16 protein-coding genes are annotated in these 20,109 nt (G+C 65.2%); 9 read left to right on the plus strand and 7 right to left on the minus strand.

Going from position 1 to position 20,109, the window contains the following annotated elements; genetic code table 11:
- Window positions 1-52: 52 nt before the first annotated feature.
- Complete coding sequence (locus ACVWY6_RS17745; protein WP_457539788.1) at window positions 53-3,433, minus strand: arabinosyltransferase domain-containing protein; 3,381 nt, start codon at window positions 3,431-3,433, stop codon at window positions 53-55.
- An 11-nt stretch (window positions 3,434-3,444) separates the two neighbouring features.
- Between ACVWY6_RS17745 and aroQ the strand changes: the two genes are divergently transcribed.
- The 3 genes from aroQ to ACVWY6_RS17760 all read left to right on the plus strand — a co-directional run bounded on the left by aroQ (window position 3,445) and on the right by ACVWY6_RS17760 (window position 6,689).
- Window positions 3,445-3,930: a type II 3-dehydroquinate dehydratase gene (gene aroQ, locus ACVWY6_RS17750; protein ID WP_457539790.1), complete on the plus strand. Its 486-nt coding sequence runs from the start codon at window positions 3,445-3,447 to the stop codon at window positions 3,928-3,930.
- Between the two features lie 297 nt (window positions 3,931-4,227).
- Window positions 4,228-5,106: a phosphatase PAP2 family protein gene (locus ACVWY6_RS17755; RefSeq protein ID WP_062794754.1), complete on the plus strand. Its 879-nt coding sequence runs from the start codon at window positions 4,228-4,230 to the stop codon at window positions 5,104-5,106.
- Window positions 5,049-6,689, plus strand: a complete 1,641-nt coding sequence (locus ACVWY6_RS17760; RefSeq protein ID WP_457539792.1) for a hypothetical protein — start codon at window positions 5,049-5,051, stop codon at window positions 6,687-6,689. Before ACVWY6_RS17755 ends, ACVWY6_RS17760 begins: the two co-directional genes overlap by 58 nt.
- A gap of 78 nt (window positions 6,690-6,767) precedes the next feature.
- Here ACVWY6_RS17760 and ACVWY6_RS17765 read toward each other — a convergent pair whose 3' ends face one another.
- The 3 genes from ACVWY6_RS17765 to ACVWY6_RS17775 are packed head-to-tail and all read right to left on the minus strand — an operon-like array spanning window position 6,768 to window position 10,954.
- Entirely contained in the window at window positions 6,768-8,711 is a 1,944-nt protein-coding gene (locus ACVWY6_RS17765) for a galactan 5-O-arabinofuranosyltransferase (RefSeq protein ID WP_457539794.1), read from the minus strand.
- A gap of 3 nt (window positions 8,712-8,714) precedes the next feature.
- Window positions 8,715-9,476 carry a decaprenylphospho-beta-D-erythro-pentofuranosid-2-ulose 2-reductase gene (locus ACVWY6_RS17770; RefSeq protein WP_023954826.1) on the minus strand — a complete coding sequence of 254 codons (762 nt, stop codon included), beginning with the start codon at window positions 9,474-9,476 and terminating at the stop codon, window positions 8,715-8,717.
- A 56-nt stretch (window positions 9,477-9,532) separates the two neighbouring features.
- Entirely contained in the window at window positions 9,533-10,954 is a 1,422-nt protein-coding gene (locus ACVWY6_RS17775) for an FAD-binding protein (protein WP_457539796.1), read from the minus strand.
- Between the two features lie 68 nt (window positions 10,955-11,022).
- Here ACVWY6_RS17775 and ACVWY6_RS17780 point away from each other — a divergent pair, with 68 nt between their 5' ends.
- Window positions 11,023-11,817, plus strand: coding sequence for an SDR family oxidoreductase (locus ACVWY6_RS17780; RefSeq protein ID WP_400723062.1), 795 nt, complete (start codon window positions 11,023-11,025; stop codon window positions 11,815-11,817).
- A gap of 223 nt (window positions 11,818-12,040) precedes the next feature.
- Here the strand turns inward: ACVWY6_RS17780 and ACVWY6_RS17785 are convergent, their stop codons facing one another.
- Entirely contained in the window at window positions 12,041-13,585 is a 1,545-nt protein-coding gene (locus tag ACVWY6_RS17785) for a phytoene desaturase family protein (protein ID WP_457540201.1), read from the minus strand.
- 250 nt (window positions 13,586-13,835) lie between these two features.
- On the opposite strand from ACVWY6_RS17785, the gene ACVWY6_RS17790 reads away from it, so the two are divergent.
- On the plus strand, window positions 13,836-14,273 hold the full coding sequence (locus ACVWY6_RS17790) for a DUF4259 domain-containing protein (protein ID WP_457539798.1): 438 nt from the start codon (window positions 13,836-13,838) through the stop codon (window positions 14,271-14,273).
- Here the strand turns inward: ACVWY6_RS17790 and ACVWY6_RS17795 are convergent.
- A complete protein-coding gene (locus tag ACVWY6_RS17795) occupies window positions 14,251-15,192 on the minus strand; it encodes a TIGR03557 family F420-dependent LLM class oxidoreductase (protein WP_457539800.1) in 942 nt (313 codons plus the stop codon). The two genes, ACVWY6_RS17790 and ACVWY6_RS17795, sit on opposite strands and share 23 nt — an antisense overlap.
- Before the next feature lie 160 nt (window positions 15,193-15,352).
- Between ACVWY6_RS17795 and ACVWY6_RS17800 the strand changes: the two genes are divergently transcribed.
- From ACVWY6_RS17800 to ACVWY6_RS17815, 4 genes are all read left to right on the plus strand, one after another.
- Window positions 15,353-16,750, plus strand: a complete 1,398-nt coding sequence (locus tag ACVWY6_RS17800) for a WS/DGAT/MGAT family O-acyltransferase (RefSeq protein ID WP_023954814.1) — start codon at window positions 15,353-15,355, stop codon at window positions 16,748-16,750.
- Between the two features lie 71 nt (window positions 16,751-16,821).
- Window positions 16,822-17,910, plus strand: a complete 1,089-nt coding sequence (locus tag ACVWY6_RS17805; protein ID WP_457539802.1) for a methylenetetrahydrofolate reductase — start codon at window positions 16,822-16,824, stop codon at window positions 17,908-17,910.
- Window positions 17,904-18,695 (plus strand): class I SAM-dependent methyltransferase, encoded by a 792-nt coding sequence (locus tag ACVWY6_RS17810; protein WP_457539804.1) that lies wholly within the window; start codon window positions 17,904-17,906, stop codon window positions 18,693-18,695. The genes ACVWY6_RS17805 and ACVWY6_RS17810 overlap by 7 nt, the downstream gene beginning before the upstream one ends.
- Window positions 18,696-18,704: 9 nt before the next feature.
- Window positions 18,705-19,121 (plus strand): GtrA family protein, encoded by a 417-nt coding sequence (locus tag ACVWY6_RS17815; protein ID WP_457539806.1) that lies wholly within the window; start codon window positions 18,705-18,707, stop codon window positions 19,119-19,121.
- An 89-nt stretch (window positions 19,122-19,210) separates the two neighbouring features.
- On the opposite strand, the gene ACVWY6_RS17820 is transcribed toward ACVWY6_RS17815, so the two are convergent.
- A complete protein-coding gene (locus ACVWY6_RS17820) occupies window positions 19,211-20,089 on the minus strand; it encodes an LLM class flavin-dependent oxidoreductase (protein WP_062794764.1) in 879 nt (292 codons plus the stop codon).
- Window positions 20,090-20,109: the final 20 nt, after the last annotated feature.

Consider the following 20,109-nt stretch of genomic DNA (forward strand, 5'->3'; position numbering starts at 1 on the left):
TGCCCCGAGCGGGGGATGGGTCCTGCGACCGCTGCGGTGACCTACGGCACAGTCAGTACCGGATGGGCGCAGGACTCCACAGTCCGGACCGAGTGGTCTCGCCCAGCTTCAGTTCCGCCAGATCCGCCGGCTCACCGTAGGGCTCGTAACGGACCAGCGAACCCCAGTCGCGACCGATGTCGCCCTCGAGATAGGAGGGCACCGTGGTCTTGTCCAGGGCCACCTCGATCCATCCCAGTGGTCCACCACCGAAGGCGTCCTGCCACGCGCCGACCGCGGCGGACAGATCGGCACCGGGAGCGATCCGCCACTGCGGGATCTCAGCGACCCCGTCGCGATGGTCGAACGGCCGCTGGCACGGGAACGCGAGCCCGCTGGTCCAGTCGAGCTGGACGGGATCGGTGCTGCCGACCATTGTCTGCAATGTCTGCAGACGCGGTGATCGGGGAGGCGTCAGTGCGATGAAGCTGTCCTGTGCGAGGTTCTCGTCCTTCGCGACGATGCGGATCGCCGTGGTGTCGTTCGGGAACGAACTGCGATAGGTGCGCAGGTCCCGCCAGGAGGGTCGTGGACCCGGGTCGATCAGATCGACCTCGCCCGCCACCTGGAAGTCCTGGTTCGAGTCGCCGGACCCGGTCGAGTACTCCATCTTGATGTTCTCGATGTCGAACTGACCGGCGACCGCCATGGTGATCAGCGGGGTGTCGGCGTTCCGTGCGGGAAGCCGATACCAGGACGAGGTGAGATACGAGGGGAACTGGTCGTTCTGCGAATAGCTGCCGAGCACGGGTGTGACGGCCGGATCCAGCCCGAACGGCAGCTTTGCCGTACTGCCGTTTACGCCGGCCTGATCGGTTTCACCGCCGCCGGTCCCGCCCGCGTTCGAGTTGAGCACATCCGGCGAGATGGCGACGTTGCCGCCGAGCACGCCGAGGCTCCCGGCGCTTGCGGTCGAGTCCAGGGTCAGCGGCAGACCGTTTGCGGTGAAACCCGCGTTGGCAGGCGCCCCTTCGGCCGGTTCGGACGAGCCGTTCAGGCCGAGTGCGACGTTGCCGTCCACCGGCTCGAGGAGGTCGCCTGAGGGATCGGGTTCCACCAGGACCTTCTCGGCCATCGCGCAGATGTCCCCGCGCAGGGCATCGACGTTCGACGACGGAATGGAGAACGATCCACTCTGCTTCACGCCCGAGGCGACACCGGTGCCGATCTGGAAGACCACGAGGAACGCACCCGCGACGGCCAGGGGTGCCGCGGCGAGTGTGCTGTACCACCGGCGAGGACGGGTGCCCGACGCCCGTGAGCCGGCCGCGACGCCATCCTTGCGCCGATCGAACGGCTCGCGGAAGTGGAACCAGAAAGCGACGAGCAGCGCGGCCGCGCAGAGGTACAGCATGACGCTGCCCAGAGCGACCCCGAAACGAACGGGAAGCGCGCCCCACGGCATGCCCCAGTTCGAGTAGTAGAAGAAAGCGTTCGGTGCGGTGAACGACAGACCGGTGATGAACAGAACGAGCGCGATGAAGAGCATCCGGTTGCGCCGGGCGTGCATGGCTTCGGCGCTCACCGCGATGGCCGCGATGGCGGCCAGTGCCGCCGCCAGTCCGGCGAACACACCGAATTGGTGAGTCCATTTTGTCGGGGTGAACATAAGGAAGATGAGCGAGGCGAAGGTGATCCCGACGATGCGGCGGGACGGGCCGAGCGCTGTACCGGGTATGCGGCTCTTGCGGATGAGCATCGCGCCGGAGACCACCAGCCCGACGAGCATCGCCAGCACCGCGAATCGTCGGGACACCGAGCCATTGGCCGAGAACTCGAACAACGCGGAGTACCGGTCGATCTCGTTGTACCAGTGCAGTGATGGACCCAACGCGGTCTTCATGCTCGTCGACTGCGTGAATGCGGCGAGGGTCAGATCGGAGAAGACGACAAACATCACGAACACCCCGGCCGCGGCGACCGGAGCCACCATCGCCAGATAACTCCTGAGGTCCCCGCCGATGGCCTTGGCTCGTTTGATCAGGGCCATCACCATGGGGCGGGCACCGGCGATCAACGCCGCGACGGCCATCAAGCCCGTGGGTCCGGCCGCGAGGCTGAATGCTCCGATCGTGCAGGCCACTGCCGCAGGAAGGATCCTGCCGGTCGCGATCGCGCGTTCCACCGAGCACCATGTGAGCAGCGCGCCCAGGCAGATGATCGGCTCAGGCCGGAGTCCGTTGTTGAACGGGAACCACGACGCGAGGAACACGAAGGCGGCGGTCCACGGCACGATCCGGTTGGTGGTCGCCGCGCGGCCGAGGCGAGGGAGCACCTCGTGGGACAGGATCAGCCACACCAGGATTCCGCAGACCAGCGCGGGCAGGCGCATCCATGGGCTGGCGGTGGTGACGTGCGCCAGCCATCCGAACACCTGGTAGTACCAGCCGAACGGGGCCTCCGGCGCGCCGTACCAGCGGTAGTAGTTGGCGGTGTAGCCGGCGTGCTCGGCAACCCGCGACATCGTCAGGATGTATCCGTCGTCCGATGTGTTCGCGCCGACGATGTGCCAGATGACCAGCGCGCCGATCACCACGCCGTCGCGGGCGTTGAACGTCCACCATCGGGCGGGCAGGAACCGGCGGTGCTTACGGCCGTCGGTGGAGTCGAGCACGGCCAATGCACCGAGAGAGATCAACGTGCAGAGCACCCCGACCGCGATCGCGAGCCACTTGAGGACGGTGGGGGCGGTGCTGTACCGATCGTCGATGGTGGCGTGCGCCGTCAGGCCGGGCAGCGACGTCGCAGCGCCGGTCAGGTCTGTGTAGATGCCGGTCATCTGGGGGCGCTGGTCGCCGTCGGTCGTCTCGCCGACGAGGGGTTCACCTTCGGCGTCGGTCATCCCGACGAACTCGGCCTTCACCGATTCAGCGGTCGCGGTCACCTTGATGCTCTCGCAACCCTGTGACCGGATGTCCGCGAGCGTCGCGAAGGCCACGGGGGTGTTGCGGACCACCACCTCGACGGACTGCCGATCCAGTGCGTCCGTCGCCTGGCCGGACTTGCGAATGAAAAGACCTCGGGCAACTGCCTTTTCGGCTTGTTTCGGGGTGGTCGAGACGAGCACGGTCTGGCCGGGCCCGTTGAGTTGGTCGACGGCGCTGCACGGCACCGTGATGTCGAGGTCGATCGGCACATAGGAGACGAGTGGTGCCAGCACCGACTGCAATTTGTCCTGCTGCGGCCAGTTCACCTCGGCGGTGGTCTGATTGACGGGCAGCAGCGGCGTGGCCAGGGCAAGGAAGACGCCGAGCAGACCGGTGACGATCGCAGCGAGCTTGGCGATCCGCGCCCGGTCGTGGGTCGGTTTCACGGTCGGGGCGTCAGCAGGCACAAACGCAGATGGTAACCGCCTGGGCGTGTCGGATTCTCTTGCGGTGCCGCGCCGAGCCATACAGTTGCCCCATGATCGACAGCCGCGAATCCGGTGACCGTGCGCCCATCCTCTTGCTGAACGGGCCCAACCTGAATGCGCTCGGCACCCGGCAGCCTGATGTCTACGGCGCCGACACCCTCGAGGACGCGGTGGCGATCGCCACCTCGGCCGCTGCGGAATCCGGATTCACCGTGCAAGCGCGCCAGACCAACCACGAGGGCGAGATGCTCGAGTGGATCCACGGGGCACGTGGTCATGCGTGCGGAATCGTCATCAATCCCGGCGGATGGACGCATACCTCGGTGGCGCTGCGGGACGCGCTGGTCATCCCCGAGGTGCCGATCTTCGAGGTGCATGTCAGCAACGTGCACGCGCGTGAAGAGTTCCGTCACCGTTCCTATGTGTCCGGCGTCGCGGAAGGTGTCGTAGCGGGGTTCGGCATCCGCGGTTACGAGTTCGCGGTGCGCCGACTCGTCGAGCTGGTGATGGCGTCGACGGGTGTCGATCGGACGTAATCTGTGACGAGCATCACATTCGAAGCACAGTAAATTGTTGAATAGAAGCCCAACGACGGGCAAATGGCTCTGACTTTCGCCAGCTCAGAGCGTTCACGGGCCGCGTGTGGGAAGGTTGGAAGCCCTTCCTCGGTTATGATCCTGCAGAACCATTGCGCCCTCTCCGGTCAGCCATCGTAACGAGATGTGTCGGACCTGTGACTTGTACGCGGTAGTTTCGCGTTCGATCCGCAAACTCGGGTCAGGCGGTACGAGCTCGAAGTAGGTAGTTGGAGGGTTATATGCGGGAGTTGATTTATGGCAACCCGTGATGCCCGATCGACCACCGCCCCGGAACTCGACTCGGCTGCGTTCGATGCCTACGAATCCGAACTGCGGGAGACCGGCTTCCGTGCCGCCGTCACCCGCGTCAATCGATACCTCGCCCGCCCTCGATGGTGGGTCGAGATCCTCATGCTCGGCGCGCTGTACGCCATCTACTCGGCCATCCGCAACAGCGTCGGCGACGTCGCCGCGGCGGCTTACCGCAACGCCGACGAGATCCTGAGGATCGAAGACAGCTGGAACTTCGCCCTCGAGCGGCCACTCAACGAACTGGTGCACACCACCACGTGGCTCGCCAACCTGGTTGCCCTCCAGTACGCCACCCTGCACTTCATCGTCACCCCCGTGGTGCTGATCTGGCTGCTGTTCCGGCGCAAACAGTATTACCGCCAGGTCAGCGGCGTGCTGGTGCTGACGACAGGCTTGGCCCTGATCGGTTTCTACTGGCTGCCCACCGCGCCGCCGCGCCTGCTCAAAGGCGAGGGATTTGTCGACGTCATGGCGCAAACCGCCTCATGGGGCTGGTGGCCTGAGTCGGGTGCGCCCGGCAGCGACGCCATCTCCAACCAGTTCGCCGCCATGCCTTCGCTGCACTGCGCATGGGCCACCTGGTGCGGTGTGACGCTGTTCTTCCTGGCCAAGTGGAAGTGGCTGCGCATCCTCGGCCTCATCTACCCGTTCACCACATATTTTGTGGTCATGGGTTCGGGAAACCACTACATTCTTGATGTCATCGCGGGAGTTTGGCTCCTGGCGGTGGCGGCGCTGATCATCTACGCGCCGACGTTGACCCGATGGTGGCGCAACCGAGCGGCCCGCAGGCCGGAGAGCGCAGGGGTGTCGATCGGATGAGCTTCCCGGTGGCCTTGCCGGCACTTGGCCGGCGGCCGCTCCTCCCACTCCTGGTGGCGCTGATCGCCATCGTGGGCCTGTGGGTGGCGCACCCGACGGTCGGGGATCTGCAAGCGGCCATCGCGCGTGAGGAAGCTGCTCGATCCGGCGTCGGCCTCGGTTACTGGTTCGGCTGGTACGGCGGGGTCTCGCCCGGCAGCTATTCGCTGATCGTCCCGGCCCTGTCGACACTCACCGGTTCCCTGCTCCTGCTGTGCCTTGCCACCGCTGCCACCGCTCTGCTGGCCGTCCCGCTCGCCAAAGGCGCCACGCACCAGACCGTGCTGGTCTGGGCCATCACCATCGCCGCCGTACTCAACATGCTCTCGGGCCGGGTGGCGTTCGCGGTGGGAGCGGCCATCGCCCTCGGGGCCATCGTCGTCGTACGCCGCGGGTACCTGGCGCTGGGGGTCATCGGCCTGCTGGTCGCCGGACTCGCGAGTCCGCTGGCCCCGGCGTTTGTCGGACTGGCCGCGGTGCCATTTGCGTTCGGCCGCGACGAGCAGGCCCGGACCACCTGGTGGGTGCTGGGTGGGTCTGCCCTCGGAGTGGGCGTCCCGTTCTTGATGTTCGGCAGCCCCGGCGCCCAGGGGTTCCCCGCCACCACCCTGTTCTGGGTCGCCCTGATCGCCGCGGGCGGCGCCGCCGCGCTCACCATCCCACCGGCCCGGTGGATCGTGCCGCTGGCGAGCGCCGCGGCCATTGTCATGTTCCTCGTGCCGACGGGCGTGGGCTCCAACCTCAGCCGGTTCTTCTGTCTGGTGCTGCCGTGCCTGTGTCTCTTCTACTCGAAGCGGTCGCTCAAGTTCCTGGCCATTGCGCTGGCCCCGGCCCTCATCTACGCGACGTTCGTGGCAACCGCAGACCAGGTGGTCGGAGCCGACTCCGGTGACAGCAACCGCGACTACATCCCCCTGCGTTCACAGCTGGTCGACCGGCCGGAGATCAATAACCACCGCGTTGAGTTGGTGGATGCCCAAACCCACGCGGGCGCACACAAACTCGGGATGACCATCAAGCTGGCGCGCGGCTGGGAGAACCAGTCGGACTCGCGGTTCAACCCGATCTTCTACGAAGAAGACGCGCTGACTCCTCAGTCGTACAGGCAGTGGCTGTCGGAAAACGCTGTCGCCTTTGTTGCGGTCTCCGCCGATCCGCTGCGTCAGATGAAAAACGAAGCCGCACTGGTGCAGTCGGGCCTGCCCTATCTCGAACGGGTCTGGGGCAACGACAAGTGGGACCTTTACAAGGTCGATGACCCCGCCCCGATCGTCCCGGCGCCGCTGACAGTTGTCGAGTCGTCGCCGGCGAAGCTCGTCCTGGACGTACCCGACGCGCAGGCGCACGCAATTCAGGTGCGCTACAACAAGTATCTTGTCGCGCGCAGCAGTGTGGACGAGAACCTGTACGCCTGCATCACCGAGACGCCGGACAGCTGGGTCACCTTGCAGGCCACCCTTCCGGGTCAGTACATCCTCGAGGGCCTGCTGTCGGTCCGGGGAGTCGTGGGCGCGCAGCCGCTCGACTGTGGCCCTGACCGGTAGAGAAACTAGGGGCCCTGACCGGTAGAGAAACTAGGGGCCCTGACCGGTAGAGAACTGGGGGCCCTGACCGGTAGAGCGTTAGTTGCGGACCACCAGGACGAAGGGTCCGATGTTGGTCACCGTGAATCGGGGATCCTCGAACACCGACCGGTTGAAGGTCACCGTGTAGCGACGGACGTTGGGGTCGTTGGGGTAGACGTCTTCGGCCAGGCGCAGATCGTAACCTTCTGCGCTGTAACGGAAGAGGAACACCGTCGGTGGTCGCCACGGTGAGGCGTCGAGTTGCTCGACGAGGCTGTCCGCGGTTTCGGCCGTCGACCACTGTTCGATGGCCGCAGCGCGTTTGTCGAACTCCGCCAAAGGGTTCGCGTAGTGAGACGTGAGTCCCTGGAACCCGTAGTAGGGGTACACCGAGAGGAATCCGTAGTCGGCGGTGAGCACCACGGTGTCGTCGCGGGGCCTGCCCGTCTGGGTGGTGATGGCCGCGTCGATCTCGGGGAAGTAGGCACCGGCTCCCGGCGGCCGCTGATCTGCGCGCACACCGTTGCCGTCCGTGTCGGTGTAGGCGACGGTGATCTCGGTGGCGAGGTGACCTGGGATGCTCTGTGCCACAGCGATGGCCGCACCGGTGGCGAGTACCGCCACCAGGGTGCGCACGTCACCGAATCGGCGGACCGCCACCGACGCCAACTCCGCGAAGCCGTACACGCCGGCAACACCGAGGACCACGATGAGCAGCGGCTCCATGCGGAACGAGAGCAGGGTGGTCCCGGTGGCCGTGACCGCCATCGACAGCAGGCAGAACAGATAGATCGAGACGACCGTGACACCGAAGGTGAATGCTGCGGTCCTGGTGCGGAACCGGAGGATGATCCAGACCAGACCGACCATGGTCAGCGCGCCGATCAGCGACCAGTGCAGCATCGGTGTCGGGAGCACGGCGCCCGATCCCGGCAGGTAGTGCTCGGCCGTACCGCCCGAGGCGGGCTCGTTGCGGAACCTGTCGTAAAGGTATGGCGCCCAGACGATGAGCGCCACGAGGATGGCCACCGCGGCCATACCGGCCAGTCGCAACGCCAGGTGCAGCACGGCGCGTACCCGCTCGGTACGGATTCGAGACTTGTTGACCGCTTTGTTGTCCAAGCCGAACCACGCCACTGCGGCGAGGTAGAGGGCCATCAGCACAGCCGTCATGGCGAACAGTCCGGTGTAGAGCGTGTAGAAGGTGGCGCTCAAACCGAGGAACAGTCCACCGGCCACGATCGCGGGCACGCTGCCCGACCGCAAACCGTGCAGAATCGCCACGAGCATCGGAGCTCCGAGGATAACCAGCACCGCCGCGTAGGGCTCGGGGCTCACGTACATCAGGGTGAGCACGGTGGAGGCCAGTGTTGCCGCGATGGCCAGGTCGGTGCGGATCATTCGCTGCCACAGGGCCATCGCCAACGCGGCGGCGATGGATATCGAGATGATCGCCCACGGTTTGTACGCTTCCCAGCCGGGCTGACCGGTGAGGGAGGCGTAACGGCCGCCCAGCCAGAACCACCCGGCCGGGTAATACGGCGGCAGATCGGCGTAGGTCATGTCGGCCAGGGCGGGGCTGTTCGTCAGCCTGGTGAGGTACTCGGTGCGGAACTGCTGATCCACCGAGATGCCGAACAGATAGAGCTTGGTGGCTCCCAGCGGCATCGCCAGCGTGACCGCTGCCAGGGCCGAGATACCCAGCCACGACAGGGGTTTGATCGCCCACGTCGCCTTGCCGGTCCGCGACAGAATGACGGCGACGATCATCAGGACGACCGCGAGGACCTGACCGGTGGTGGTGAGGGCGGTCTCGACGTTGGACGAGTTGAACGCCGGCCAGTCCACGCGGCCGATCGCCGCCAGCGCAATGCTCGACACCACAAGGGCGACGACGGCCGCGCCGATCAGGTCTGCAACCGACAGCAGGTGTCTACTCCCGCTTGAACCGTCCGCGACGCGATGCCCATCGTCGGCTCTCGACCACAGGTGTCGGCGCATGGATCAGATGGGAAGTTTGCGGAAGATCGGACGGGGGATGTGGCGAAGCACCATCATCACGAAACGGAATGGTGGGGGCGCCCAGACGAGTTCCTTGCCCTTGTCCGCTGCCGACACCGCCAGCTTGGCGACGTCTTCCTTCTCGACCGTCAGCGGTGCTTCCTTCACGTGCGCCGACAAGCGGGTGCGCACCATGCCCGGGCGGATGACGAGTACGCGGATGTTGTGTTCGCGCAACGCCTCACCGAGACCGAGGTAGAACCCGTCGAGGCCGGCCTTGGTGGATCCGTAGACGAAGTTGCTGCGCCGCACGCGTTCTCCGGCGACCGAGCTCATCGCGATGATCTGGCCGTGGCCCTGTGCGCGCATCTTCTCGCCGAGGAGAACGCCCACCGATACCGCGGCGGTGTAGTTGATGTTGGCGGTGAAGACTGCTTTTCGCTGGTCCTGCCAGACCTCTTCGTCCACACCCTGGACGCCGAACGCGACGATGGCCACGTCGATGTCGCCCCCGGCGAACGCCTGGTCGATCACCGCGGGATGGCTGTCGGGGGTGAGGGCGTCGAAGTCGATGCGCTCCACCGACGAGGCGCCGGCGGCCTTCATCTTCTCGACTGCGGCCTCACCGGCGGGGTCGCCGGGCATGGTCGCCAGGACCACACGCATCGGCCCCTTCTTGAGGTATTCGGCGGTGATGGCCAGTCCGATCTCGGAGCTGCCACCGAGTACCAGGACGGACTGTGGGACGCCTACGGCGTTGATCATGAATGTTCCTGTCTAGTCGGCAGATCGGGGGAGTGCAGGCTCGAACGAGTTGTTGCTCAGGCGAGTTCGAGGCGGCGGGCCATGTCGGACATGAACACCCCGGTCGGGTCGATCCTTCGGCGCGTGGCGATCCACGAGTCGATCTCGGGATACATGGCGTGGAAATTCTGCGCTGAGGTCCGCGAGTCCTTGGCCGTGTACAGGCGTCCGCCCATGGCCATCACGCGGCGATCGAGCTCGTTGAGGTACTCGCCGAGTCCCCGCTTGATCGGGAAGTCGAGGCAAACGTTCCAGCCACGGAACGGAAAGCTCAGGGGCGCTTGGTTTCCGTCGCCGAAGAGCTTGATCACGTTGAGGAAGCTCACGTGTCCGGAGGCCTGGATGTCGGCGATGATCCGCTTGAACTCGTCCTCGTTGCCGGTGGGCACGATGAACTGGTACTGGGTGAATCCGCCGGTACGTCCGTAGGCCCGATTCCACTCTCCGAAGATGTCGAGGATGTGGTAGAACTGCGCCAAATTCTTGACCTGGCCCTTTTTGTTCGACCCCATCCGGTAGTAGGCCTCGCCGACGATGGAGAAGTCGAACTTGTTGGCCAGCCCGTTCGGGAAGATGTCGGGGAAGGTCACCAGCGGTTTGCCGTTGAACTTCAGCGGATCCTTCTGCAGCTTCGGCGGCAGCTCGTCGAGTCTGGCCAGATTGCCCCGACTGAATGACCCGCGGCCGAGCTTCGGCGGCTTGCTGATCGAGTCGAACCAGCCCGATGCGTACTCGTAGCCGTCTTCGAATCCGTCTTCGAGATGGAGCGCGATGGTCTCGTCGAGACTGCTGGTGGTGGCGGTGTCCGCGATGAAGTACGCACTCTCGGTCCGCTTGAGCTGGACCTTGGCCCGCAGGATGATGCCGGTCAGGCCGATTCCCGCGATCGTCGCCCAGAACAGCTCGCCCTGGGGGTCGTCGGGGCTGCCGGAGGGGGTCAGGGTGAGGATGCGTCCGTCGGCCACCAGCAACGTGATCTCGACAACGTGCTGGCCGAAGGTTCCGGCGCTGTGGTGGTTCTTGCCGTGGATGTCGTGCGCGATGGCTCCACCGATGGTGACCTGCCTGGTGCCCGGCAACACCGGGACCCAGAGACCGAACGGGAGGGCCACGGTCATCAGCTCGTCGAGCGAGACGCCGGCATCGAGGTCGACGATCCCGGTGGAGTCATCGATCGAGTGGACGCGCTTGAGCTGCGTCATGTCGACGGTCAGGCCACCGACGTTCTGCGCGGATTCGTTGTAGGAACGTCCCAGTCCGCGGGCGATCACGCCGCGACGCAGGTAGGACGGCTTGTCGGCGTTTGCATCGGCAACCTGCGCGACAGCCTTGGCGATCACCTCGACATCGGGTGTCGCCAGCACGTGACCCTCGATCGGCGTCGTGCGGCTCCAGCCGACGAGCTTGCGGGTTTCAATGGGCAATTCAGCGGTAGACATCGGAGCAGAGCCTACCGGGCGTGTCATCGGAACTAGCCATTCGACAATGCGCGGTGTAAGAATCCCGTATGCCTACACGATCGGTCTTCATCACCGGTGCTGCAGCCGGAATCGGACGTCACACTGCGCTCACGTTTGCACGCAAGGGATACCTCATCGGTGCGTACGACATCGACGAGGCGGGATTGGCCAGTCTTGTCGACGAGGTGAAGGCCGCGGGAAGTCGCGCGGTCACGGGCCACCTCGACGTCACCGACGCCGATGAGTTCGCCACCCGTCTCGACGAGTTCGCCGACAGCAATGGTGGCCGGCTCGACGTGCTGATCAACAACGCGGGAATCTTGCTGGCGGGTCCGTTCGAGGAGATCCCGCTCGCCACCCAGCACAAGCAGATCGACATCAACGTCAAGGGCGTGACCAACGGGTGCCACGCCGGGTTCCGGCATCTGAAGGCCACTCCGGGGTCGGTGCTGGTCAACATCGCGTCGGCGTCGGCGATCTACGGCCAAGCCGAGCTGGCCAGCTACAGCGCCACCAAGATGTACGTCCGCGGTCTCACCGAGGCGCTGGACATCGAGTGGGGCAAGCACGGCATCCGCGCCATCGCCATGTGGCCGCTCTACGTCCAGACCGCGATGACCAAGGGCGTCCGTACGGGCACCACCGACTCGCTCGGGATCCGCCTCGGACCCCAGGACGTCGCCGATGCCATCCTCGCTGCCGTCGAGGAACCCAAGACCAGCAAGCTCATCCACCGGGTGCACTACGCCGTGGGGCTCCAGACCAAGGCGCTGTCGCTCGGTGCGCGCTTCTCGCCGGCATGGCTGACCCGGGTGGTGAACAAGAAGCTCGCCCACTCCTGAGCGCATCCGTCGACCGGGCCGAAACCACCGTCGACCGGGCCGAAACCACCGTCGACCGGGCCGAAACCACCGTCGACCGGGCCGATATCGCCGTTGAGCGGGCCGAAAGCCGTAAGACGATGAGTGAGACGTGCCTCTACGGGTCTGATTCAGACGATCGACGGCCCGGTGAATGCAAGTTTCGGCCCGGTCGACGGGGTTTTCGGCCCGGTCAACGGACTGGCTAGCGGCCCAGCACCAGCGCCGCAGCGTTGTGGCCCGGGATGCCGCTGACACCGCCGCCGCGCCGAGCGCCGGCCCCGGCGAGCAACACCCGCCGATGGCCGGTTTCCACACCCCATGTGCCGACTTCTGTAGGTGATTCCGCCCAAGGCCATTGCAGCGGCCGGTGGAAGATGTGGCCGCCGGGCAGTCCTACCGCCGCTTCGAGTTCCGGCGGGGTCTTTGCTTCGATGCAGGGCGCACCGGTGCTGTCGGTGGCGATGACGTCGGCGATGGGTTCGTCGAGCACCGAGTCCAGGGCGGCCAAGGTGGCGGCCACGGCTTCGTCTTTCGCCCCTGGCCGGGTGAACAACTCCGGCGTCATGTGCAGTCCGAACAGCGTCAGGGTGTGCATACCGGTGAGATCGGGGCCGAGAATGCTCGGGTCGGACAGGGTGTGGCAGTAGATCTCACTCGGCGGAGTCGTCGGGATCCGACCGGCCGCGACCTCACGATGTGATCGCGCCAACGCGTCGAAGCCCTCGTGGATGTGGAAGGTGCCCGAAAATGCCGCGCCCACCGGGACGTCGGTATCCCGCAGTTTCGGCAGCCGCCGCAGCAGCACGTTGATCTTGAGTTGGGCGCCACGTGGCTTCGGTTGGAACTCAATATCATTCCCGACAAGTCGATCGAGAACAAAAGGGGCGCAGGCGGCGTGGATGAACTCGGCCCTGGCCGTGCCCTGGTCCCATTCCACGGTGCCGTCACCCGGGTCGACGGCGGTCACCTCGGCTCCGGTGCGGATGTCGGCACCGGCATCGACGGCTGCGGTGGCGAGGGCGCCGGAGACCGCGCCCATGCCACCCACCGGGACGTCCCAGTCGCCGGTGCCACCGCCGATGAGGTGGTAGAGCAGGCAGATGTTCTGGGCCAGTGAGGGATCGTCGAGATCGGCAAACGTGCCGATGAGCCCGTCGGTTGCGACGATGCCCCGGACCAGGTCGTCGCCGAACGTGTCGGTGATGATGGCGCCGGCCGGTTCGGTGGTGAGGCGTTCCCACATGTCCATGGCGGCGAGATCGCCCCCCGCGATCATCGCCATCTCATCGGCGCTGACGAGCGGTTGCAGCATGGTCGGGAAAACACCCTCGGCGATCGTCGACATCGCGGCATAGAACCGTTTCCACGCACGAAAGTCCGCGTCAGATCCCGTGACGGCTCGGAACGATGCCGCTGTCGCTGCTTCATCGGCTGTGTCCACGAGAATGCCCCTGGACGGGTCGGCGGGCAGCGGTGTGTACGAGGAATACCTGCGCCGGACGAGGGTGATGTCGAGTCCGAGATCGGCGATGATCCGCCGTGGCAGCAGCGACACCAGGTACGAGTAGCGGGACACTCGCGCATCCATGCCGGGGAACGGCCGGGCGGAGACGGTTGCGCCGCCGACGTGCGGGGCGCGTTCGAGCACGAGCACCTTGCGGCCCGCGCGGGCCAGGTAGGCGGCCGCGGTGAGGCCGTTGTGGCCGGCACCGATGACGATGTCGTCGTAGATCTGCATGCCCGTCATGATGCTCTCGGTCCGCATCGCCGGCCACGCGAGCCACGACGGTCTCTTCACCCGAGTCGCCGCTCGTCCAGGCCCGATGAATGTTTGAATTGAACAAAACACCCGATGCGAAAAAATGAGTCGGTCAATTCACGTATTGTTCAGGACGAGACCTCGAACACGCGGGGGACAATGGGGTAACAACTCGCAGCACGTATGCGACAAGTATGTGAGACCAAAACGTCCGTGTCGCGGTGGAGAGGTGTCGACGATGCACATTTGGGGAACCGGTGTTTTCGACAACGCGCCTGCCGTCGAATGGGCTGATCAATTCGACCGTACAGCTGCCGTCGGACGCCCTGCATTGGTCCGGTCGACGCTGGCAACCGCAGTGCGTGCTGACAATCAGCGCGCGTGGTTGGTAGCTCTGGGAGCAGCGACCACAGTGGTGGCAGCACTGCCCGGCGGCATGCTCCTCTCCGAGAACATCGGCCCGAAGTCAGTGACCGACAACCAATTTCAACCCTCCGCCGAATTGGCGGCGGCTGCAGTGGAAACGCTGGAGCAGTGCATGTCTGTGTACACCGAATGGACGCGTCTGTGGAGGCGTGCGGCGCTGCTCGACGACGCAGTCGCAGTTGTCGAAGCGGTGATCGAGGAGTTGGAAGAGCGAACTGCGCTGACTGTCAGAGTGCGCGAAGCTTCGTGAGCAAAGGCTCCGCCGCCTCGGCCAAGAACTGGTCTTGACTGTCGCCGCCTATTTGAACAAGTGCCACGTCCGTATAACCGGCCTCGATGAACGGTTTCACACTCTCGGCCAATTCATCCAGGTCCGGACCGCAGGCAATTGATGACGCAACATCCTCTGGCCTCACGAATTGTGTGGCGCCGCTGAACGCGGCAGTTGTCGGCAAATCGGCATTCACCGACCAGCCGCCGGCGAACCAGCGGAATTGGTCGTGCGCGCGCGCGACAGCGGCGTCTTTGTCGGGATCCCAACAGATCGGGATCTGCCCGATTTTCCGGGACTGCTGGGGATGGTGCTGATCCCACGACTTCACCAGATCGCCTGACGGCTCGGTGGAGATCATGTGGTCACCGAGCGGCGCGAGATGCTCGATCGATCTGTCGCCGGAGACGGCGAGACCGATCGGGACACCGCCGTCGGGCAGGTCCCAGATACGTGAGGAGTCGACGCGGAAGTACTTGCCGTCGTAGGTGACGAGTTCGCCCGCGTGAAGTTCGCGGATGATCTTCACGGCCTCGGCCAGCATCTCTTGTCGCTGCTCAACGCCGGGCCAACCCTGACCGACCGTGTGCTCGTTGAGGCTCTCGCCTGATCCGAGGCCGAGGATGAATCGCCCGTCTGCCAGCAACTGCATGGTCGCGGCCTTCTGCGCCACCACGGCGGGGTGGTATCGCATGGTCGGCGCCGTGACGTAGGTCGCCAGTTCGACCCGCTCGGTGGCGTGGGCGACCGCGCCCAACACACTCCACGCATAGGGCGCATGTCCCTGGGATACGAGCCAGGGAGAGTAGTGATCGCTGGAGACCTCGAAGTCGAAGCCCGCGTTCTCGGCTGACACGGCGTAGCGCACCAGGTCCTTCGGTCCACTCTGTTCGGTCATCAACGTGTATCCAAAGCGCATGACGCTTGAGTTCCCTCAGAGTCGAGCGATAAACCCCCGAGTACGGCGGGTGCGCGACCGTGCGAGCTTGTAACCTGTTTCACATTGGTGGACTTCGAGTCTCTCGAACACACACGGAACCGACAGTCCAGGAGCACACATGCCGTACATGCCGATCACCGAATCGATGTTCCTGCTGGCCGAATCGCGCGAGCATCCGATGCACGTCGGTGGTCTTCAGCTCTTCGAGCCGGCCGAGGGCAGCTCAGCCGAGGAACTCGGTGAGCAGATGTTCGAGACGCTGCAGGCGCAGACCGACGTCTACCGGCTCTTCCGGAAACGGCCCGCATCACCCGTGGCGCTGATGGGTACGGTCCGGTGGACGTACGACAAGGAGATCGATCTCGAATACCACGTTCGCCGAACGGTTTTGCCGCGCCCGGGCCGAATCCGCGAACTCCTCAAGTACGTCTCGGCGAACCACGGCGCGCTCCTCGACCGTTACCGGCCGATGTGGGAGGTGCACCTGATCGAGGGCCTCGCCGATGGCCGGGTCGCGATGTACACCAAGATCCACCATTCGCTGGTGGACGGAGTGAGCGCGCTCAAGTTGCTCGAGAAGACGCTCGACACGGACCCCGAGGCACGGAACGGGCGCGCCCCCTGGGACCCGGCACTGTTCGCGCGCAAACCCAAGGAGCCGGTGGAGGATTCGGGTTCACAGCACGTGGTCGGGCAAGTACTCAGCGGCGGGGCCAAGATCGCCGGTGAACTCGCCGGGCTGGCTCCCGCCGGTGCCCGTCTGGGGCTTCGGGCGGTTCGTGACCGCAACCTGATCCTGCCGATGCAGGCGCCCCGCACGATGTTCAACGTGCCGATCGGTGGCGCACGGCGATTCGCGGCCGATCAATGGTCGGCCACCCGGTTGCGCGAGGTGGCGGCGGGCCTCGACATCACGATCAACGACGTGGTCATGGCGATGTGCGCCGGAGCGCTCAGGTCGTACCTGATCGACCAGAACGAGCTGCCCGAACAGCCGCTGATCGCGATGATGCCGGTGTCGATGCACGCCGCGGGCAGCGACACCTCCGAGGGCAACGCGGTGACCGCCATCCTGGCGAATCTCGCCACCGATCAACCTGATCCGGAACGCCGGCTGGCCACCCTCGTGGAGTCGACGCGGTCGAGCAAGAACGTCATCCGCGACCTCAGCCCGCTGATGGCATTGGGCTACGGTGCAGCGGTGATGGCGCCGTTGGCCTTTTCTACGGTGCCCGGATTCGTGCGGTACACCCCGCCACCGTTCAACATCATCATCTCCAATGTGCCGGGCCCGAAACAGGATCTGTACTGGAACGGTGCGCGGCTCGACGGGGTCTACCCGGCGTCGATCGCCATGGATGGGCAGGCATTGAACATCACCGTGGCGTCCAACGGCGACAACATCAATTTCGGTCTGACCGGCGCACGGGCGACGATCCCGAGCCTGCAGCGACTGTTGACCCATCTCGACACAGCACTCGAGGAGCTCGAAAAACTCTGTGACATAGCCCGATAATCGTGTGGCGGACCGTGCGCCGGCCCGCTCACGATGATTGCCCCTCGCGTCAGCGGGGTAAGCGGTTCGTCATGGACACCACGACCGATGGGCCCGACGCCTTCACCGAGTATCGGGGAACGCGGTCGCGGGAATGCCCCAAACGCATGGTGTTCGGACCATGCGGTGGCGTGCGCGACGACGCCACGTGTGAGATGGACGCCCACATCTGTCCGTTTGCCGTTCTCACCGAACCCATTCCGTGGCCACAGCCGTTGACCAGTCCGGCGTCGCCGAGTGAGTTGATCAACGCCTCCCGTACCCGCCCGGTGGTGCTGTCCGACTTGTCGGTCCCGGCCTTCGACCGGGGCGTCCTCGAACAGGTGGCATCCATTCTGGGTGAGAGCAGCGATGCCGTCCTCGTCGGCGAACACCAGAACCGGCCCGACTACCCGCCAACCGTGATGGCGCAGATCATCCGCGGTGTGGGTGGATGCCCGTGGGTGACGCTGACCTGTCGCGACCGCAACCGGGTGGTACTCGAGCAGGAACTGATGGGTCTGGGCCAGGCCGGGGCCGACGGCGTCTTCTGCGTCACCGGTGACGGCCGGGCACAGGGTGTTCGACAAGATGTGACACAGGTTTTCGATCTGGACGGAACCCGGCTCGCGGCGCTGGCGGCACAGGCTGATCTTGCCGTGGGTGTGCCGGAGGCTCCCGAAGCCGTGCCGACCAGCATCCGCCCGGCGCGTTTGCTCGAGAAGCAGAGGGCCGGCGCCCAGTTGGCGGTACTGAACCACGTCAGTACACCGGAATCGCTGAGGGCGTTCATGTCCGCAGCGCGGGCGCTGGGCGTCACGATGCCGATCATCGCGGGCGTGGCCGTGTACACCGACGAGCGGTCAGCTCAGGTGCTGGCGGCTTTTCCCGGTCTCCACCTCGACCACTCGCAGATCACCAGGGTGCTGGCCGCTGACGACTCGGTCGAGGCGGGCATCGAGACCGCGGTAGTCGAAGCAGTTGCGCTCCTCGACATCCCGGGTGTGGTGGGCGTCAACCTCTCGGGGTTGGCGTCGGCGGCCGGTGAGGTTCCGGCCGCGAAGGTCAAGGCAGAGATCGGACGGCGGCTACGTGAGCGCCTGGCCGATGGGGCACAGTCGGTGAAGGCGGCACAGTGGTAGTCGATGCAGAGGCGATGAAAGACGAGTTCGATACGGTCCCGTCGTGGACCGTCCGGGCCGTCGAGACGCTTGGTCGCGAGTACGCCATACCCGCCGCATGTCGCGGCAGCGGCAGCCCCGAAGCACTTCGCTGGCTGGCGGGCAAGCTCGCTCTCGACACTGAGACCAGACTCGTCGATGTCGGGGCGGGCATGGGTGGGGCAGCCGAGTTCGTCGCGCGAGAGTTCGGGCCCGAGGTGGTGCTGGTCGAGCCGATGATGGGCGCGTGCCAGGCCGCGCAACGGTTGTTCGGCCGGGCCACCGTCGCGGCCGCCGGCGAGAATCTCCCGTTCCCGTCCGAGACATTCGACAAAGCGTGGTCGCTCGGAGTCCTGTGCACCAGCAGCGATCAGCCCAAGATGCTGCGCGAACTCCGACGTGTTATCCACGCCGATGGGAGAGTCGGTGTGCTCGTCTACATCAAGACGGTCGACGACCTGCCGAACCAGCCCGAGGGCAACAACTTTCCGACGCGCACTGGTTTGGACCGGCTCGTGGAGGATGCCGGGATGCGCATCGTCGATCGCGCAGATCTGGCCGACTTCGCTGCTGCCCCCGAGTGGTGGCAGCAGCGGGTCACCGAATGCGACGACCTCGTCGCCGAGCGCCACCGCCACGACAGTCGCTGGGACAACGCATCCGAGCAGGAATCGATCATCACTGGATTGATCCGGGACGAACTGGTGATCGGCACGATCCTGATCCTGGAACCGACCGAATCGGGGAAGCCGGCGGTTGCCGTTTAGTGTGTTGGGGTGTCTGAGGAGCTAGCACCACGCGTCGGGGTCGACCTGAAGACCCAGTTGGTCCGGTTTGTGATCACCGGGGCCGGCTCAGGCGTCCTCGACTTCGGGCTCACCCTGTTGCTCCAATACGGGTTCGGTATGCCCGAGTGGTTCGCGAAAGCCGTCGGGTTCATCTGCGGCACCACCACGGCGTACCTGATCAACCGTCGGTGGACCTTCGCCGCCGAGCCCAGCGCGCTTCGCTTTGTCGCCGTCGCGGTTCTCTATCTGGTGACCTTCGTGGTTCAGGTCGGCATTTACACCGGGCTGTCGAGGGTGTGGGAGGAGACTTTCGTCTACAGCCTCGCTGCCTTCGTGATCGCTCAGGGAACCGCAACTGTCATCAACTTCGTTGTGCAGCGAATGGTCATTTTCAAGATCCGCTGACCCCCGCCCGTTCCCCGATCTTGGTGGGAAATGGTGAGGTCCACCTGGGCTTATGCTCGCCCGAACCCACCAAGATCGGGGAGCCTTGGTCAGCCGTTGACCTTGCTGATCACCGAGTCGGCGAACATGTTGAGGTTGTCGATCTTCTTCTGGAGCGGTTCGGTGTCGTCGCCGGTGATGTACGGGATCCGGAAACCGACGATGACATCGGTGATGCCTTTGTCCTCGAGGCGTTTACAGCCGTCGGGTGTGTACGCGTCGTAGGAGATGACGTGGATCTCGAAGGGGTCGTTCAGCTTGCCTTCGGCCTTGCGGATGTCGTGGATCTTGTCGAGCAGGGCGTCGAGTTCCTCGGGCGGGCCGCCGCCGTGCATCCAGCCGTCGCCGCGGATCACCGCGCGCTTGAGTGCCAGATCGGCGTGCCCGCCGACGAGCAGTGGGATCGGTTTGGTGGGCGCCGGGTTCATCTTGATCTTCGGGATGTCGTAGAACTCCCCGTGGAACTCGAAGTACTCGCCGGTGCTGAGCCCGCGGATGATGTCCATGCACTCGTTCATTCGTTTGCCACGACGCTTGTAGTCCACGCCCATGATGTCGTAGTCCTCGGCCCACGGGCTGGTACCGACACCCAGAGAGAACCGGTTGTTCGTGAGTACGGCCACCGACATCGCCTGCTTCGCGACCAGCGCGGGAGGACGGATCGGCAGTTTCAGCACAAACGGGTTGAATCGGATCTTCTCGGTGACCGCGCCCATGGCTGCCGCCATCACGAAGGTCTCGATGAAGGCCTTGCCCTCGAGGAACTCCCGACTGCCGTCCTCGGTGTACGGGTACGTCGAGTCCGACTCCTCCGGGTAGGCGATGGAGTCGGGGATGGTGAACCCCTCGTACCCGGCAGCCTCTGCCGCTTGAGCCAGTGGCAGGTAGTAGCTCGGATCTGTCATCGCCTCGGCGAATGTGAACCGCATGATCCTCCTAGATGTGTTCC

Source organism: Williamsia sp. R60 (genome assembly GCF_054063855.1).

Coding starts and splice junctions, on each gene's coding strand:
- ACVWY6_RS17780 (WP_400723062.1), top strand. CDS start 11,023: ATGCCTACACGATCGGTCTTCATCACCGGTGCTGCAGCCGGAATCGGA.
- ACVWY6_RS17800 (WP_023954814.1), top strand. CDS start 15,353: ATGCCGTACATGCCGATCACCGAATCGATGTTCCTGCTGGCCGAATCG.
- ACVWY6_RS17785 (WP_457540201.1), bottom strand. CDS start 13,585: ATGACGGGCATGCAGATCTACGACGACATCGTCATCGGTGCCGGCCAC.
- ACVWY6_RS17765 (WP_457539794.1), bottom strand. CDS start 8,711: ATGCGCCGACACCTGTGGTCGAGAGCCGACGATGGGCATCGCGTCGCG.
- ACVWY6_RS17795 (WP_457539800.1), bottom strand. CDS start 15,192: ATGACCGAACAGAGTGGACCGAAGGACCTGGTGCGCTACGCCGTGTCA.
- ACVWY6_RS17775 (WP_457539796.1), bottom strand. CDS start 10,954: ATGTCTACCGCTGAATTGCCCATTGAAACCCGCAAGCTCGTCGGCTGG.
- ACVWY6_RS17760 (WP_457539792.1), top strand. CDS start 5,049: ATGGTGGCGCAACCGAGCGGCCCGCAGGCCGGAGAGCGCAGGGGTGTC.
- aroQ (WP_457539790.1), top strand. CDS start 3,445: ATGATCGACAGCCGCGAATCCGGTGACCGTGCGCCCATCCTCTTGCTG.
- ACVWY6_RS17820 (WP_062794764.1), bottom strand. CDS start 20,089: ATGCGGTTCACATTCGCCGAGGCGATGACAGATCCGAGCTACTACCTG.
- ACVWY6_RS17790 (WP_457539798.1), top strand. CDS start 13,836: ATGCACATTTGGGGAACCGGTGTTTTCGACAACGCGCCTGCCGTCGAA.
- ACVWY6_RS17755 (WP_062794754.1), top strand. CDS start 4,228: ATGGCAACCCGTGATGCCCGATCGACCACCGCCCCGGAACTCGACTCG.
- ACVWY6_RS17805 (WP_457539802.1), top strand. CDS start 16,822: ATGGACACCACGACCGATGGGCCCGACGCCTTCACCGAGTATCGGGGA.
- ACVWY6_RS17745 (WP_457539788.1), bottom strand. CDS start 3,433: ATGGCTCGGCGCGGCACCGCAAGAGAATCCGACACGCCCAGGCGGTTA.
- ACVWY6_RS17770 (WP_023954826.1), bottom strand. CDS start 9,476: ATGATCAACGCCGTAGGCGTCCCACAGTCCGTCCTGGTACTCGGTGGC.